15 protein-coding genes are annotated in these 17,151 nt (G+C 69.4%); 13 read left to right on the forward strand and 2 right to left on the reverse strand.

Going from position 1 to position 17,151, the window contains the following annotated elements:
• Window positions 1-18: 18 nt before the first annotated feature.
• Entirely contained in the window at window positions 19-777 is a 759-nt protein-coding gene (locus NF20_RS15210; RefSeq protein ID WP_010949864.1) for a universal stress protein, read from the reverse strand.
• Window positions 778-1,033: 256 nt separating this feature from the next.
• On the opposite strand from NF20_RS15210, the gene NF20_RS15215 reads away from it, so the two are divergent.
• The 5 genes from NF20_RS15215 to NF20_RS15235 all read left to right on the forward strand — a co-directional run bounded on the left by NF20_RS15215 (window position 1,034) and on the right by NF20_RS15235 (window position 7,587).
• On the forward strand, window positions 1,034-3,361 hold the full coding sequence (locus tag NF20_RS15215; protein WP_033710541.1) for a nitric-oxide reductase large subunit: 2,328 nt from the start codon (window positions 1,034-1,036) through the stop codon (window positions 3,359-3,361).
• A gap of 3 nt (window positions 3,362-3,364) precedes the next feature.
• Window positions 3,365-3,991 carry a hypothetical protein gene (locus NF20_RS15220; protein ID WP_009978453.1) on the forward strand — a complete coding sequence of 209 codons (627 nt, stop codon included), beginning with the start codon at window positions 3,365-3,367 and terminating at the stop codon, window positions 3,989-3,991.
• A complete protein-coding gene (locus NF20_RS15225; protein ID WP_023861017.1) occupies window positions 3,988-4,785 on the forward strand; it encodes a slipin family protein in 798 nt (265 codons plus the stop codon). Before NF20_RS15220 ends, NF20_RS15225 begins: the two co-directional genes overlap by 4 nt.
• 442 nt (window positions 4,786-5,227) lie before the next feature.
• Window positions 5,228-6,403, forward strand: a complete 1,176-nt coding sequence (locus NF20_RS15230) for a PPE family protein (RefSeq protein ID WP_010949867.1) — start codon at window positions 5,228-5,230, stop codon at window positions 6,401-6,403.
• A 95-nt stretch (window positions 6,404-6,498) separates the two neighbouring features.
• Window positions 6,499-7,587, forward strand: coding sequence for a PPE family protein (locus tag NF20_RS15235; RefSeq protein WP_019732099.1), 1,089 nt, complete (start codon window positions 6,499-6,501; stop codon window positions 7,585-7,587).
• A gap of 3 nt (window positions 7,588-7,590) precedes the next feature.
• On the opposite strand, the gene NF20_RS15240 is transcribed toward NF20_RS15235, so the two are convergent.
• Complete coding sequence (locus NF20_RS15240; protein WP_011725816.1) at window positions 7,591-7,944, reverse strand: hypothetical protein; 354 nt, start codon at window positions 7,942-7,944, stop codon at window positions 7,591-7,593.
• A gap of 76 nt (window positions 7,945-8,020) precedes the next feature.
• On the opposite strand from NF20_RS15240, the gene hisN reads away from it, so the two are divergent.
• The 8 genes from hisN to NF20_RS15280 all read left to right on the forward strand — a co-directional run bounded on the left by hisN (window position 8,021) and on the right by NF20_RS15280 (window position 17,150).
• Window positions 8,021-8,800 (forward strand): histidinol-phosphatase, encoded by a 780-nt coding sequence (gene hisN, locus NF20_RS15245; protein ID WP_019732098.1) that lies wholly within the window; start codon window positions 8,021-8,023, stop codon window positions 8,798-8,800.
• A gap of 85 nt (window positions 8,801-8,885) precedes the next feature.
• Window positions 8,886-10,277 (forward strand): acyl-CoA dehydrogenase family protein, encoded by a 1,392-nt coding sequence (locus tag NF20_RS15250; protein WP_019732097.1) that lies wholly within the window; start codon window positions 8,886-8,888, stop codon window positions 10,275-10,277.
• A 35-nt stretch (window positions 10,278-10,312) separates the two neighbouring features.
• Complete coding sequence (locus NF20_RS15255; RefSeq protein ID WP_009978461.1) at window positions 10,313-11,518, forward strand: acyl-CoA dehydrogenase family protein; 1,206 nt, start codon at window positions 10,313-10,315, stop codon at window positions 11,516-11,518.
• Window positions 11,519-11,687: 169 nt separating this feature from the next.
• Complete coding sequence (locus NF20_RS15260) at window positions 11,688-12,659, forward strand: NADPH:quinone oxidoreductase family protein (RefSeq protein WP_019733873.1); 972 nt, start codon at window positions 11,688-11,690, stop codon at window positions 12,657-12,659.
• Between the two features lie 108 nt (window positions 12,660-12,767).
• Window positions 12,768-13,862, forward strand: a complete 1,095-nt coding sequence (locus NF20_RS15265) for a homogentisate 1,2-dioxygenase (protein ID WP_019733874.1) — start codon at window positions 12,768-12,770, stop codon at window positions 13,860-13,862.
• Window positions 13,862-15,037, forward strand: a complete 1,176-nt coding sequence (locus tag NF20_RS15270; protein WP_009978465.1) for an alpha/beta hydrolase family protein — start codon at window positions 13,862-13,864, stop codon at window positions 15,035-15,037. The genes NF20_RS15265 and NF20_RS15270 overlap by 1 nt, the downstream gene beginning before the upstream one ends.
• Entirely contained in the window at window positions 15,034-16,248 is a 1,215-nt protein-coding gene (locus NF20_RS15275; RefSeq protein WP_033710540.1) for a CaiB/BaiF CoA transferase family protein, read from the forward strand. Before NF20_RS15270 ends, NF20_RS15275 begins: the two co-directional genes overlap by 4 nt.
• Window positions 16,245-17,150 carry a hydroxymethylglutaryl-CoA lyase gene (locus NF20_RS15280; protein WP_033710539.1) on the forward strand — a complete coding sequence of 302 codons (906 nt, stop codon included), beginning with the start codon at window positions 16,245-16,247 and terminating at the stop codon, window positions 17,148-17,150. The genes NF20_RS15275 and NF20_RS15280 overlap by 4 nt, the downstream gene beginning before the upstream one ends.
• The last annotated feature ends 1 nt before the right edge of the window (window position 17,151 follow it).

Here is a 17,151-nt window from a genome sequence, read left to right on the forward strand (position 1 = left end):
CCCCTCGATCCGTCCCGCTCACAAGTTGCCGCAGCGCACTGCCAGCACGGAATGACCGGCGTGGCAGAGGGCCTCGGCCCGGTAGGCGTCGGTGACCAGCAGCCGGCCCGCCCGGTGGTCGGCGCGCAGGTGCTGCTCCACGCCGCCGGTCAGCACCGCCGACTCGGCCTGCACGTCGGGATACAACCGCATCCACCGCGCCAGCCTGCGCTCCAATTCCACTCGGGCAGAAGGGTTTCCCACCGCGCACAACCCCACCCCGCGCAGCCGCGCCTCCTCGAAGGCGTGCCGCAGCACCGTGCCGTTGTCCACTTCGGCGACCACGCCGCTCACCCGGGCCGCCGCCGGCAGGCTGGGCGCCTGCTGGACCACCGCGACGGGGCACAGCGCCGAGCGGACCAACGACGTCGCGATCGCGGGCCCGCCGTGGCAGGCATGGTTGAGCCCGATCTGCCCGACGCACAGCATGACCGCGGACCGGGACTGCTCGAGCAGCTTGAAAGCGGTATTGCCCCAAAGGATTTCGGTCTCCACCTTGACCGGTTGAGCGAAGGCGTCGACGGCGCGATGCGCATCGGCCAGCGCGGCCCGGGCGGCGGCGAGCCGGGTGTCGGGCCCGTGCCCACCGGGCGCGCCGTGCGGATCGATCACGTAGACCAGGCGTAGCGGAATGTCGCGGCCGACCGCCTCGTCGATCGCCCAGACCGCCGCGTGCATTGCCGCCCGCGATCCGTCGACGCCGACCACGATCGCCGGGGCCGGATACGCAGTGCTCATCGCGACTTCCTTCACAGGGCGGTTCGTGGGGCGTTTCGCCACACCGTTCGCATTCAGGCTATTGCGCGTAAACCGCTCTCCCCCAGAGGCGTTGGTCCCCAAACAGGTGCCATAAGTCCCTAGGGAACCCCGACACGCGCCGAATTCACTGTTGCCATCGCACCACCGGCCATCGAATATTGGTTGCGGACGTAACCAGGTTCGATATGCGAGACAGCGAGACCACCGCGGCCCCTAGACGAAAGAGACCTCGCGCATGACCGCTCCCGAGACCTCCGCTCAACAGACGTCGTCGCAGCCGCTGGTTTCAAGGGGCTGGATCCAAGGTGTCGCCCTGGTCATGATTTTCGGCTTCCTGGTGATGGGCATCCTGGCCTATCGCACCTACTCGGCGTCGATGCCGATGCCGGACAAGGTGGTCAGTGAGTCCGGGCGGCTGCTGTTCACCGGCGCGGACATCACCCGCGGCCAGGAGCTTTACCAGGCACGCGGGCTGATGGAATACGGGTCGGTGCTGGGCCACGGCGCCTACCTGGGGCCCGACTACACCGCCGAATATCTGCGGACGGCAACGCAGGATGTCGCCGACCAACTGCGGGCGCAGGGCGTCGCCGACCCGCGCGAGCGGGTGGTCACCGAGTTCCGCACCAACCGCTACCACCCCGACACCAAGACGCTGGTGTTCACCGACCGGCAGGCCGCCGCGTTCGACCACATCCAGGATCGGTACGGCGCCTACTTCGGTGAGAACTCGACGAAATACGGCCTGCTGCCGCACATGATCACCGAGAAGGCGCAAATCCGCGACCTGACGGCATTCTTCGCCTGGACGGCGTGGGCCGCGGCTGCCGAACGGCCCGGCCACAAGTACACCTACACCAACAACTGGCCCGCCGAGCCGCGAGTCGACAACGGGCCGACCGCAGCGGTGATCGTCTGGTCGGCGCTGTCGCTGGTGGCGCTGCTGGGCGGCATCGGGGTGATGTTCGCCGTGTACGGGCGGTGGAGCCAGAAGGTGGGCTGGCACAGCGCCGAGACGTCCACCCTGTCCTTCCGCCAGCCCGGCGACGTGGGCCTGACGCCGGCCCAACGCGCCTGCGTCTGGTTCTTTGCGATCGTGTCGGTGCTGTTTTTGGCCCAAACGCTGCTGGGCGCGGCGGCCGAGCACTACCGGGCCGACCTGTCCAACTTCTTCGGCCTGGATCTGGCCCGGGTGCTGCCCTACAACCTGGCCCGCACCTGGCATCTGCAGCTGTCGCTGTTCTGGACCGCGGCCGCCTTCCTGGCCGGCGGCATCTTCCTGGTGCCCTTCATCGCGCGCCGCGAGCCCAAGCGCCAGGCGCTGCTGGCCTACATCCTGCTGGGGGCGGTCGCGGTGGTGGTGTTCGGCTCGCTGATCTGTGAGGCGCTGTCGATCTACGGTGTCATCCCGGCCGGCGGGCTGTTCTCCCAGCAGTGGGAGTACCTCGACCTGCCGCGGCTGTGGCAGATCCTGCTGATCGCCGGCATGTTCATGTGGATCGCCATCATCTGGCGCGGCATCCGCGGCCGGCTCAAGGGCGAGTCGAAGATGAACATGCCGTGGCTGTTCTTCTTCTCCGGGCTGGCCATCCCGGCCTTCTACACGGTGGGCCTGCTGGCCGGCAGCGACGCCCACTACACCGTGGCCGACTTCTGGCGGTTCTGGGTGGTGCACCTGTGGGTGGAGGACTTCCTCGAGCTGTTCACCACCGTGATGGTGGCCTACATGTTCGTTCTGCTCGGCGTGGTGCGCGAGAAGATCGCGCTGGGCGTGATCTTCCTCGACGTCATCCTGTATTCCGCCGGCGGCGTCATCGGCACCATGCACCACCTGTACTTCTCCGGCACCCCGGTGGAACACATGGCGCTGGGCGCGTTCTTCTCGGCCGCCGAGGTCATTCCGCTGACCTTCCTGACCGTCGAGGCGTGGGCGTTCCTGCAACTCGGCGCACGCCAGCAGTCCGGCGACGCCAACCCGTTCCCCCACCGCTGGGCGGTCATGTTCCTGGTCGCGGTCGGCTTCTGGAACTTCTTGGGGGCGGGCATCTTCGGCTTCCTGATCAATCTTCCGGTGGTGTCCTACTACCAGATCGGCACCGCCCTGACCGCCAACCACGGGCACGCGGCCATGATGGGCGTGTACGGCATGCTCGCCGTCGGCCTGGCCATGTTCGCCTTCCGCTACGTGATCCCGGCCGACAAGTGGCCGGAGAAGCTGGCGCGAATCTCGTTCTGGTGCATGAACATCGGGCTGGCGTGGATGGTGTTCGCCACGCTGCTGCCGTTGGGCGTGCTGCAGCTCTACCACTCGGTCAACGACGGCTACTTCGAGGCCCGCTCGCTGGGCTACATCACCAAGCCCGGCAACGCGGTCCTGGAATGGCTCCGGCTGCCCGGTGATGTCATCCTGATCGCCGGCGGCGCGCTGCCGTTCGTCTGGATCGCCTGGACCGCGCTGCGTAACTTCCGGTCCGGCACCACGGTTCAGGAGTTGCCCGAGCACCCGCTCTACACCGAGTCCCCGGTCATGTCCGAGGCCGGCGCCGCTGCGGCGAAGGATTGACCGGTGGGTGCACCGGCCACCACGGTCTGGTTGATCGCCGGGTATTCGCTGGCCCTGCTGGTCCTCGGCTGGGGCTTCGACGTCATGGCGCGCCGGGCCTCGGCGCACGCCGCCCGCTGGCGCACGGGCCGATTCACCTACCGGCCCGACCACGACGCGTGGATCTGCCCGCAGGATCATTGGCTGTGGCCGACGTCCTTCGACCCGAAGCACCGGGTGATGCGCTACCGCGCCCTGCCTGTGGTGTGTAACAGCTGCCCGGTGAAAGCGGAGTGCACCAGCTCCGAGCACGGCCGCGAGATCAGCCGCGAGGTCGACCCCTGGCCGCATTCGGATGCCGGCCGGTTCCATCGCGGGATCGCTTGCTGCGTAGCCGGATTGGGGATCGTGTTGCCGCTGGCCACCTTGGTCACCAACCACTCGGCGGCGGACGCGCTGGTGTTGACGGCCACCGTGCTGCTGGTCGCGCTGCTCGGCCTGCCGCTGGCGCGTCACCTGTGGAACACCCCCTCCAACGCGCCGCAACACCTGCCGCACCGCACCGCGATCGAGGACCAGGTGGCCGCGGCGATCGACCGGTACTCCACCCGCTGGGGCGGCTGGAAGAGCAAGGAGGACAACGCAACATGACCACCTTGGTGATCGCGCTGATCGGCGCCGGGATCGTAGTGCTCGTCGTCCTGGGTTTCTGGTCGCTGGTGGTGCTGCGCGAATACGAACGCGGCGTGGTGTTCCGGATGGGGCATGTCCGCCCGCTCTACGGTCCCGGATTGCGGTTTCTGATTCCGCTGCTGGACAAGATGATTCGGGTCGACCAGCGGCTGGTGACACTGACCATCCCACCACAAGAGGTGATCACCCGCGACAACGTGCCGGCCCGGGTCAACGCGGTGGTGATGTTCCAGGTGACCGATCCGCGCAAGGCGATTCTGGCGGTGGAGAACTACGCGGTCGCCACCTCGCAGATCGCCCAGACCACGCTGCGTTCGCTGCTCGGCCGGGCCGACCTGGACACGCTGCTGGCGCACCGCGAGGACCTCAACAACGACCTGCGCACCATCATCGACAAGCAGACCGAACCGTGGGGCGTGCAGGTGCACGTGGTGGAGATCAAGGACGTGGAGATCCCCGAGTCGATGCAACGGGCGATGGCCCGCGAGGCCGAAGCCGAACGCGAACGGCGCGCCAAGGTCATCAACGCGCGCGGCGAGCTGCAGGCGTCCGAGGAGCTGCGCGAGGCCGCCGAGACCCTGTCGAAGAGCCCGGCCTCGCTGCAGCTGCGCTACCTGCAGACGCTGCTGGAGTTGGGCGCCGACCAGAACTCGACGGTCGTCTTCCCGCTGCCGGTCGACATCATCACCCCCTTTCTGCGCAACCCGGAGCTGCTACAGGGCGTGGTCGACAACGTCGGCCGTCCCGGGTGACCGCTGCCGCCGACCTCTTAGGCGCACGCCAAATAACAAGCGTGCCAAACACTTTGGGTTTCAGTGGGGCGCCGGGCGGGTCGGGCAGTAGGTTAACGGACAGTGAACGTAGGGTGAATTAAGGCTGAATTCACCCCGGGTGGTCGTGGGGAAATGGGGAAAACGCCGCACGCGTCGTCCGCACCTGCGACGTTTGAAGGGCCCGAGACCGAAAGCCTGCTGCGATGCCCTGTGCGCATGCCCCGCCGACCCGATAAGCGCCACGCCCGTTAAGCCGCGTGGCGCCATCGCGCCGGGCTGCGCATCACCGACGCGGGGTGAGCTTTGCCGGGCGGCAAAGCGGACACGGACGCGGCCCACTATTCGAGATCAACGCCGATGCGGCGAGCGCCGGCGCTACCGGCGTTTGCCGACACACCGCACTGTGAGGGGACACAACACGATGGATTGGGCTTTTCTACCACCAGAAATCAACTCGGCCAGGATGTACACCGGCGCCGGCGCGGCCTCGCTGCTGGCGGCCGCGGGCAGCTGGGACGCGCTGTCGGCCGAGCTGACGGCCACCGCCGACGGGTACGAATCGGTGCTCTCCGGCCTGGGCCTGCAATGGCACGGACCGGCCGCCGACGCGATGGCCTTCGCGGCGGCCCGCTACCTGACCTGGCTGCGCGCGACCGCCGAGCAGACCAAACAGACCGCCATGCAGGCGCGCACCGCCGCGGCGGCCTACGAGCAGGCCTACGCGATGACGGTGCCGCCGCCGGTGATCGCCGCCAACCGCACTCTGCTGGCGTCGCTGGTGGCGACCAACATCATGGGCCAGAACACCGCGGCCATCGCGGACACCGAGGCGCAGTACGCCGACTTCTGGGCCCAGGACACCGCCGCCATGGCCGGCTACTCGGCGTCGTCGACGGCGGCAACGCAGCTGCCGCGGTTCGCCTCGGCGAACAATTCCACCAACGAGTCCGGGGTGACCGCCCAGAACGCCGCGGTGACCGCCGCCAACGCCAACGCCGCCGCGAACAAGGCTGTGACACAGTCGTTTTCGCCGCTCGCCGACAACCCGCCGGGGACGACGATCAACAACTACTACGTGGACGCATCGTCGACCAGCGCGGCCAACAGCAACGCCTTCCGGGTCCTCGACGTCATCCAGGGCACCGGGCTGGGCTTCAGCGCCCCCTACAACATGGAACAGTTCGTGTCCGGGATCATCGGGGCCGAGAACAACCTGGGCATGCTGGCCAAACCCGGTGCGGCCGCGGCCAATATCGCCCCGGCGCTCGCCGCGCCCGCGCTGCGCGGCGCCACCGCCGGCCTCGGCGGCGGCCTGGGCGGGGGTCTGGGGAACGTCACCGCAACCCTGTCGCACGCCGGCACGATCGGGCCGATGTCGGTGCCGGCAACCTGGTCCGCTCCCACCAGCACGCATGTCTCGCCGTTGGCACCGGCCGGCTTCACCACGCTGCCGGGCACCGAGGAGCCGATGGCGTCGGGATATCCCGGCTACCCCGGCATGCCCGGCGGTGGCGCCGCGCGATCCGCCGGCGCGGGTGTCCCGCCCCGCTACGGCGTGCGGCTCACCGTGATGCCGCGCCCGCCGGCCGCCGGCTGACCCGGCCACCAGCAGACCCCGTCGTCGCACCCAGTTCGTGCGCCGCTCATCAACGCTCATCGACCGCTCACCGACGCTTATAGAGATGTAGGGCAATGGATTTCGGCTTCCTTCCGCCAGAGGTGAACTCTGCCCGGATGTATGCCGGCCCCGGGTCGGGTTCGCTGTTGGCCGCCGCGGGGAGCTGGGACTCGTTGGCGGCGGAATTGAGCATCACGGCCGCGGTGTACGAATCGGTGCTCGCCGGCCTGACGGGCCTGTACTGGCACGGGCCCGCGTCCCGGGCGATGGCGGCCGGCGCCGCACCCTACGTGGGCTGGCTGCACACGACCGCCGAACGGGCACAGCAGACCGCGACGCAGGCCCGCGCCGCCGCGGCGGCCTACGAACTGGCGCATGCCATGACGGTGCCCCCCGCCGCCGTCGCGGCCAACCGCACCCAGCTGGCGGCGCTGGTGGCGACGAACTTCTTCGGCCAGAACACCGCGGCCATCGCGGCCACCGAAGCGCAATACGCCGAATACTGGGCCCAGGACGCCGCCGCGATGTATGCCTACTCGGCCAGTTCGGCTGCGGCAGCGCAGTTTTCGCCGTTCCCCTCGCCCCGCCGCACCACCGACCCGGGCGGGGTGACGGCCCAGCAGGCCGCCGTCGCCGCGGCCGAGACCGGCAGCACCGGCACGGATTCGGGGACGCAGGTGATCCCCCCGACAGCCGGGGCCTCGGAAATCCCGCTCGATTTCCGGATCCTGGACACCATCCTGGGAGCCCAGACCACGTTCAGGTCGATCTTCACCACCGAGGGGATCCCGGCGGGAATCATCCAGGCCGACAAGAACTTGGGCATTCTGCCCAATCTCGCGACGGTTCCGGCCGCACTCCCCCGGACACCCGCGCTGAGCGCCTCGCCGTCCGGGTTGGGCAGAATCGACGCGGTGCTGGCCCGGGCCGCACGGATCGGCCCGATGTCGGTGCCCGCCGGCTGGACCGCCGCGACGGGCAATCCCGTTGCCGCAGCGCCGGTCACCGGCTGGTCCGAGCCGAGCGCGGCCGACGCGCGTCCCGGTGTGACCGCGCCCGGTCTTCCCGGGATACCGGGCGCCACGATCAGACGCGCGGCGCTGGTGGTGCCCCGCTACGGCGTGCGGATCACGGTAATGGCCCGCCCGCCCGCCGCCGGCTGAACCTCAGCCGCCCGGCTGGGACGGCGGGGACGGCTCGGGCGGCGCCGGCGGGGCGAACCTCCAATTGTCCGGATTCTTCGACGAATACAGCACCGGGAACAGCTGACCGATGGTCGGCCATTGATTCACGTCGACGGCCATCCGCTGATACACGGCGTGTTCGTTGACGGTGGGGCCGTTGATCACGCCGGCGATGGTGACGTACTGCTCGCCGGTGGCCTCGGGCCGCGGGCTGACGCCGGTCACCAGCAGGGTGCCGCTCAGCAGCTCGCCGCGGGGCCCGCGCGGCACGAACCGCTGGACGAGGAACACCGCCAACACGGCCACCAACAACACCAGCAGTCCGAATTCCCACACCCGGCCATGGTAGGACTGCTCACATGAATCGCACCCGCGGCGATGCGCCGCCCGGCGAACCAAGGGAGCGGCGCGGGTGAGCAACGACGATCTGGCGCTGGCGTTGCTGCTGGCCGACCGGGCGGATGCGGTGACCTCGGCCCGGTTCGGCGCGCTGGACCTGCGCATCGACACCAAACCGGACCTGACCCCGGTCACCGACGCCGATCGCGCCGCCGAGGCCGAGCTGCGCGCGGTGCTGGCGCGGCAGCGCCCGCACGACAGCATCGTCGGCGAAGAGTTCGGCGGAGACACCGTCTTCACCGGGCGGCAATGGATCATCGACCCGATCGACGGCACCAAGAACTTCGTCCGCGGGGTGCCGGTGTGGGCCACCCTGATCGCGTTGCTGCACGACGGCGTTCCCGTCGTCGGCGCGGTGAGCGCCCCGGCGCTGGCCCGCCGGTGGTGGGCCGCGCACGGCCGGGGAGCGTTCGTCGCGGTCAACGGGGCCGCCGCCCGTCGGCTATCGGTTTCCTCTGTGGCACAACTGGATTCGGCCAGTCTTTCGTTCTCCAGCCTGTCCGGGTGGGCGCAGCTGGGCCTGCGGGATCGATTCCTGGCGCTGACGGATGCGGTGTGGCGGGTGCGCGCCTTCGGCGACTTCCTGTCCTACTGCCTGGTGGCCGAAGGGGCCGTCGACATCGCCGCCGAGCCGGAGGTGTCGGTGTGGGACCTGGCCGCCCTCGACATCCTGGTGCGCGAGGCCGGCGGGACGCTGACCGGGTTGGACGGCACCCCCGGGCCGCATCGCGGCAGCGCGGTGGCCAGCAATGGACTGCTACAGCGACAGGTGCTCGAGCGCCTCGCACTGTGAATTAGTTAACAAGTGTTCTCCATGATCTTACTCCGGAGTAAGATCGGCTCTATCCGCACTGCCCATCAACCTGAGGCTGCTGAAAATGACCGATTCCGGTTCCACCAAGACCCCAGCCCGCGTCAAACGGCGTGACCGCCAGTCCGGCGTCGGGCTGCAACCGCACAAACGCACGGGCATCGACATCGCCATCGCGCTGCTCACCCCGCTGGTCGGGCAGGAGTTCCTGGACAAATACCATCTGCGCGACCCGCTCAACCGGGGCTTGCGGTACGGCACCAAGACCATCTTCTCCACCGGCGCCGCCACGTCCCGGCAGTTCAAGCGGGTACAGAACCTGCGCGGCGGGCCGACCCGGCTCAAGTCCAGCGGCAAGGACTACTTCGACCTGACCCCCGACGACGAGCAGAAGATGATCGTCGAGACCCTCGACGAATTCGCCGCCGAGGTGTTGCGGCCCGCCGCCCACGACGCCGACGAGGCGGCGACCTACCCGCGCGACCTGATCGCCAAGGCCGCCGAGCTGGGCATCACCGCGATCAACATCCCCGAGGACTTCGACGGCATCGCCGCGCACCGCTCCAGCGTGACCAACGTGCTGGTCGCCGAGGCGCTGGCGTACGGCGACATGGGCCTGGCGCTGCCGCTGCTGGCCCCGGGCGGCGTCGCCTCCGCGCTGACCCACTGGGGCAGCGCCGAGCAGCAGGCCACCTATCTGCCGGAGTTCGCCGGCGAGAACGTGCCACAGGCCTGCGTGGCCATCGCCGAACCGCAACCGCTGTTCGACCCCACCCGGCTGAAGACCAGCGCGGTGCGCACCCCGAGCGGATACCGCCTCGACGGGGTGAAGTCCCTGGTGCCCGCCGCCGCCGACGCCGAGCTGTTCATCGTCGGCGCGCAGCTGGACGGCAAGCCGGCCCTGTTCATCGTCGAATCCTCGACGAAAGGCCTTACCGTGAAAGCGGATCCGAGCATGGGAATCCGGGCGGCGGAGCTGGGCCACGTCGAACTGTCCGGGGTGACGGTGCCGCTGGGCGCCCGGCTCGGCGAGGACGAGGCCACCGACGACGACTATTCCGAGGCGATCGCCCTGTCCCGGCTGGGCTGGGCGGCACTGACCGTCGGGACGTCGCACGCGGTGCTCGACTATGTGGTGCCCTACGTGAAGGAACGCGAGGCCTTCGGTGAGCCGATCGCGCGCCGGCAGGCGGTCGCCTTCATGTGCGCCAACATCGCCATCGAGTTGGACGGGCTGCGGCTGATCACCTGGCGCGGCGCGGCGCGCGCCGAACAGGGCCTGCCGTTCGCCCGCGAGGCGGCGCTGGCCAAACGGCTCGGCGCCGACAAGGGCATGCAGATCGGCTCCGACGGCGTCCAGCTGCTCGGCGGCCACGGCTACACCAAGGAGCACCCGGTCGAACGCTGGTACCGCGACCTGCGGGCCATCGGCGTCGCCGAGGGCGTCGTGGTCATCTGAGTCGTTAATGCAAGAACCGAGCTGAAAGTTCAATCATGGCAATCAATCTGGAACTTCCCCGCAAAATGCAGGCGGTGACCACAAAGACGCATCAGGGCGCCGCGGAGTTGATGCGCCCGATCGCGCGCAAGTACGACCTGAAGGAACACGCCTACCCGGTCGAGCTGGACACGCTGATCAGCCTGTTCGAAGGGGCTTCGGAGTCAATCGAATTCGCCGGGGCGAACGCGCTGGGCGGCGAGGACGAAGAACGGGACAAGAACCACAACGGCGCCAATATGGCCGCGCTGCTGCAGACGCTGGAAGCCAGCTGGGGCGACCTCGCGATGATGCTCTCGGTGCCCTACCAGGGGTTGGGCAACGCGGCCATCTCCGCGGTCGCCAACGACGAGCAGCTGCAGCGGCTGGGCAAGGTGTGGGCGGCGATGGCCATCACCGAGCCCGGCTTCGGATCGGACTCGGCGGCGGTGTCGACCACCGCCACCCTGGACGGCGACGAGTACGTGATCAACGGCGAGAAGATCTTCGTCACCGCCGGCTCGCGGGCCACCCACATCGTGGTGTGGGCGACGCTGGACAAGTCGAAGGGCCGCCCGGCGATCAAGTCGTTCATCGTGCCGCGCGACCATCCCGGCGTCACCGTCGAGCGGCTCGAGAAAAAGCTCGGCATCAAGGGTTCCGACACCGCGGCCATCCGGTTCGACAACGTCCGCATCCCCAAGGAAAACCTGCTCGGCAACCCGGAAATCGAAGAGGGCAAAGGCTTTTCGGGGGTGATGGAGACCTTCGACAACACCCGGCCCATCGTTGCCGCCATGGCCGTCGGGGTGGCCCGCGCCGCGCTGGAGGAGATCCGCAAGATCCTCACCGACGCCGGCGTGGAGATCTCCTACGACAAACCCGCGCACGTCCAGAGCGCGGCCGCGGCCGAGTTCCTGCGGATGGAAGCCGACTGGGAGTCGGCCTATCTGCTGTCGCTGCGGGCGGCGTGGCAGGCCGACAACAAGATCCCCAACTCCAAAGAAGCGTCCATGAGCAAGGCCAAGGCGGGCCGGATGGCCACCGACGTCACCCTCAAGACCGTCGAATTGGCGGGCACCGCAGGCTATTCCGAGCAGTCACTGCTGGAGAAGTGGGCGCGTGACTCCAAGATCCTGGACATCTTCGAGGGCACCCAGCAGATCCAGCAGCTGGTGGTGGCCCGCCGCCTGCTGGGCCTGTCGTCGGCCGAACTCAAGTAGCGGCCGGGCTATCGGCGTTGCACGCCGAGCGTGCAACCACCGCGAGACATCGGCCGTTTTCTCGCCGCGAGTACACGTTCGGCGACAGTCAAGCGCGCCGGCGAATCCTCCGGCCGGGCCGTGGTGCGGGTCGTCGACGGTTTTTGAGCCGGCAGTACGCTGTTCGACCATGCGTGCTGCACGAGTGACTCGACTGGACGGTCCGGACGCGATCGAGGTGACGGACGTCGACGAACCGGCCGGCGACGGCGTCGTCGTCGACGTGCACGCGGCCGGGGTGGCCTTCCCGGACGCCCTGCTCACCCGCGGCCTCTACCAGTACCGGCCGGAGTTGCCGTTCGTGCTCGGCGCCGAGATCGCCGGCGTGGTGCGGTCCGCGCCCGAGGGCGCGCACGTGCGTTCCGGCGACCGGGTCGTCGGCCTCACCATGCTGTCCGGCGGCATGGCCGAGGTGGCGGTGCTGGCCCCCGACCGGGTGTTCAAGCTGCCCGACAACGTCAGCTTCGAGGCCGGCGCCGGCCTGCTGTTCAACGACCTGACGGTGTACTTCGCGCTGACCGTGCGGGGCCGGCTGCAGCGCGGCGAGACGGTGCTGGTGCACGGCGCGGCCGGCGGTATCGGCACGTCGGCGCTGCGACTGGCGCCGGCGCTGGGTGCCGCCCGCACCATCGCCGTGGTCAGCACGACGGACAAGGCCGACATCGCCACGGCGGCCGGCGCGACGGACGTCGTGCTGGCCGACGGCTTCAAGGACGCCGTGAAGGAGCTGACCCACGGCCGCGGCGTCGACATCGTCGTCGACCCGGTCGGCGGCGACCGGTTCACCGATTCGCTGCGCTCGCTGGCCCCCGGCGGGCGGCTGCTGGTGGTCGGCTTCACCGGTGGCGAGATCCCCACGGTCAAGGTAAACCGGTTGCTGCTCAACAACATCGACGTGGTTGGCGTCGGCTGGGGCGCCTGGACGGGCACCCATCCCGGCGCGCTGGCCGAGCAGTGGGCCGGGCTCGAGCGACTGCTCACCTCAGGTGAGCTGGCCCCGCCCGAGCCGGTGGTCTATCCGCTCGACGAGGCCGCGGCGGCCGTGGCCTCGCTGGAGAACCGCACCGCCAAGGGCAAGGTCGTGCTGCGCGTGCGCGGTTAGGCGCTCGGCGGCCGGCGGCACCCGGGCGGCCTTGTGCCCGCCCAAAAGAAAAAGTAATGTCACTTTCAGTTTTCTGCCGCCGAGCTTGGCCCCACCGGAGGAGCCACCATGGAATCCTTTATTCACCTGCGCAAAGGCCGGACACCGGGCCGGCTGCACGCCGATCTCGACGGGCTCAAGGACGACGAGCTGGGCCGCGGCGGCTTCACCGGCCGCACCGCCAACATGTACCGCCGCCACGACCCCACCGCCTACCGCGTGCAGGGCCCGCTGCGACCCATCGACGTGTTGACCTCCGAACTCAAACCGAGCGACGCCAGCGACGCCACGGGCGGGCCGTTGCTGATGTTCGCCAACCCCGACTGCCGCATCTCGCTGTCGCGCCGTAGCGAGCCGATGCCGTTCTACGTCCGCCACGTCGACGGCGACCTGCTGTGCTTCGTCCACGGCGGCGCCGGGTTACTGCACACCGAGTTCGGGCCCATGCCCTACCGCCAAGGCGACTGGGTGTATCTGCCCAAGGCGACGACGTGGCGCCAGCTTCCGGATGCCGAGACCACGCTGCTGATGATCGAGGCCACCGACGAGTTCCGCGTCCCGCCGCCCGGGCCGCTGGGCCGGCACTTCCCGTTCGACCCGTCGCAGGCCACCATCCCCGAGCCGCAAGCACTCGATGACGATCCCGCCCGCGACGAGTACGAGGTCCGGCTGGTGCATGAGGGCGGCCCGACAACGCTGTTCTACCAACACAATCCGCTCGACGTCGAGGGCTGGCGCGGTGACAACTTCGCGTTCACCTTCAACATCGCCGACTACAACGTGGTGACCTCCGACAGCGTCCACCTACCGCCGACGGTGCACCTGTTCATGCAGGCCACCGGCGTCTACGTGATGAACTTCCTGCCCAAGCCCGCCGAAGGGGTTCCCGGCACCGAACGCACCCCGTGGTATCACCGCAACGTCGACTACGACGAGATCGCCTTCTTTCACGGCGGCTCGCTGTACGGCATCCCGATGCCCCCGGGCTTGATTTCGCATGCGCCGCAAGGAGTTCACCACGGCGCACCGGAGAAGGCGCGGGAGCGGGCCCGCCGCAAGTTCGACGAGTACGCCCGGGTCGACTGGCAGGTGATCGCCGTCGACACCCGCCGCCGGCTGACGCCGTCGGCGGAGGTACTGGCCCACGACCTAGGACAGCACTGATGAAACACGAATACGACCGCATCCCCTATCTGGTTGCCTTCCAGAACAATTCGGGCGTCCGGGATGTCTACGGCGGGCTGGCCGAGATCACCGTGCTGGAGAGCTACCTGCTCAAGCCGAAGAACAAGCCGAGCGACACCGTGCTGGTGTTCATGCACCCGATCGGCGGCGGCGCCTACCTGCCGATGATCAATGCGCTGGCCCGCGCCGGCCACCACGTCATCTACTGCAACAGCCGGTTCCGCGGCACCGACTCGGCCCTGCTGATGGAGAAGGTGGTCGAGGATCTCGGCGAGTGCATCAAAGACGCCAAGAAGCGACTCGGCTACACCAAGGTGGTGCTGGCCGGATGGAGCGGCGGCGGCTCGCTGTCGGTGTTCTACCAGCAGCAGGCGCAGAATCCGACCATCACGTCCAGCCCGTCCGGCGACGGCCCGGACCTGACCAAGCTCGACCTGACCCCCGCCGACGGCATCATGCTGCTCGCCGCGCACATCAGCAGGCACGGCACGCTGACCGAATGGCTGGACGCGTCCATCCTCGACGAATCCGACCCCACTAAGCGCGATCCCGAACTGGACCTGTACGACCCCGACAACCCGAACCAACCGCCCTACAGCCAGGAGTTCCTGGACCGCTACCGGCAGGCCCAGATCGAGCGCAACCGCCGCATCACCGCGTGGGTCAAAGCCAAGCTGGCCGAGTTGAAGGCCGCCGGCCGCCCCGACGACGAATTCGGGTTCGTCGTGCACGGCACGATGGCCGACCCGCGCTGGCTGGACCCGACCGTCGACCCCAACGAACGCACCCCGGGAACGTGCTACCTGGGGGATCCTCGAGTGGTGAACATGAGCCCCGTCGGGTTGGCGCGGTTCTGCACGCTGCGCGGCTGGCTGTCGCAGTGGAGCTACGACGACGCCCGCGGCGACGCGCTGGCCTGCGGGCCCGACATCGCCATCCCGGCGCTGGTGATCGGTAACCTGGCCGATGACGCCTGCACCCCCAGCCACACCCGGCGGCTGTTCCAGGCGATCGGACACCACGACAAGGAGATGCACGAAATCCCGGGCGCCACACACTATTACGCGGGACCGGACCAGCGCGACGCGCTGCGCTCGGCGGTCGGCATCGTCACCGACTGGCTGGTCCGGCACGACTTCGCGGAGAAGGCATGAGCGCTGCGGGTGCGGCCGGACCGCTGGACGGCATCCGGGTGCTCGAGCTGGGCACCCTGATCGCCGGCCCGTTCGCCGGCCGGCTGCTGGGCGACATGGGCGCCGACGTGATCAAGGTGGAGCTCCCCCGGGCGCCGGACCCGCTGCGCACCTGGGGCCAGGCCGAGGTCGACGGGCACCACGTGTTCTGGACGGTGCACGCCCGCAACAAACGAGCGATCACCCTCGACCTGCGCCACCCGCGCGGCCGCGAGCTGTTCTGCGAGCTCGTCGAGAAGTCCGACATCGTGGTGGAGAACTTCCGTCCGGGCACGCTGGAGAAGTGGAACCTGGGCTATGACGTGCTGTGCGAACGCAACCCCGGCATCATCCTGGTCCGGGTGTCCGGCTACGGGCAGACCGGACCCGACGCCGCCAAGGCCGGGTACGCCTCGGTCGCCGAGGCGGCCAGCGGACTGCGCCACCTCAACGGCTTTCCCGGCGGCCCGCCGCCCCGGCTGGCGCTGTCGCTCGGCGACAGCCTGGCCGGCATGTTCGGCGCCCAGGGCGCGCTGGCCGCGTTGTACCGCCGCAGCGTCACCGGCCGCGGCCAGGTGGTCGACGTCGCGCTGACCGAATCCTGTTTGGCCGTACAGGAATCCACGATCCCGGATTACGACGTCGGCGGGGTGGTGCGCGGGCCGTCGGGCACCCGGCTCGAGGGCATCGCCCCGTCCAACATCTACCGCAGCGCCGACGGCTCGTGGGTGGTGATCGCCGCCAACCAGGACACCGTGTTCGCCCGGCTGTGCAAGGCGATGGGCCGCGCCGAGCTGGCCACCGACGAACGGTTCGCCACCCACGTCGCGCGCGGCCGCAACCAGGACGAACTCGACGGGATCATCGGCGAGTGGGCCGCACAGCGCCAGGCTGACGAGATCATCGAAACCCTTTCCGCCGCAGGCGTGATCGCCGGACCGATCAACACGGTCGCCGAGGTCGTCAACGACCCGCAGCTGCGGGCCCGCGACATGCTGGTCGAGCATTACGACGAGCGGCTGCGGCGCAACGTGCTGGGCCCGGGCATCGTGCCGGTGCTCTCGGAATCGCCGGGCCGGCTGCGCAACGCGGGTCCGGCGCGGCCGGGCCAGCACAACGACGAGGTGTACCGCGGGCTGCTGGGCAAGACCGCCGAGGAACTCGAGGAGCTGCGGGCACAGGAGGTGCTGTGAACACACATGTGGCCATCCGCGAGGTGGCGCTGCGCGACGGCCTGCAGATCGAGGCGCCGATCCAGTTGTCCGCCAAGCTCGAACTGCTGGCCGCGGTGGCGGCCACCGGCGTGCGCGAGGTCGAGGCCACCGCGTTCGTCTCCCCGTCCAAGGTGCCGTCGATGGCCGACGCCGCCGAGCTGGCCGCCCACCTGGCCGACTATCCCGACATCGAATTCTCCGCCCTGGTCGCCAGTCCCAACGGCGCCAGGCGGGCGGTGGCCGCCGGGTTGCGCGCCATCGAATACGTGGTGGCCGCCGACGACACGTTCAGCGCGGCCAACGTCGGGCGCACCAGCGCCGAGGCCACCGAACAGATCGGCGACATCGTCGCCATCGCCCACGACGGCCCGGGCCCGCCGGTCACCGTCGAAGTCGTCATCGCCACCGCGTGGGACTCACCGTTCGAAGGCCCCACTCCCCCGCAGCGGGTGCTCGACATCGCCGCCGCGGCCCGCGACCGCGGGGCCGACCGGCTGTCGATCGCCGACACCATCGGCACGGCGACCCCCGGCCGGGTGAGTTCGCTGATCGCGCAACTGCTTCCGGTGGTCGGGGACATGCCGCTGGGCGGTCATTTCCACAACACCCGCGGCTGCGGGCTGGCCAGCGCGTACGCGGCGGTCGGCGCCGGGGTCACCCGGCTGGACGCGTCGGTCGGCGGGCTGGGTGGCTGCCCGTTCGCGCCCGGGGCCACCGGCAACATCGCCACCGAGGACCTGGTGTACCTGCTCACCGACAGCGGATTCGACGTGGATGTCGACCTGCAGGCCGCCATCGCCGCCGCCGGTGTCGCGAAAACACTTGTGGGGCATGACCTTCCCAGTGCCCTGCTGCGCGCCGGGGACCGGCGGAGAAGTTGAG

Origin of the sequence: Mycobacterium sp. MAC_080597_8934 (genome assembly GCF_000523975.1) — a bacterium.
GTDB classification, from domain to species: Bacteria; Actinomycetota; Actinomycetes; order Mycobacteriales; family Mycobacteriaceae; genus Mycobacterium; species Mycobacterium avium.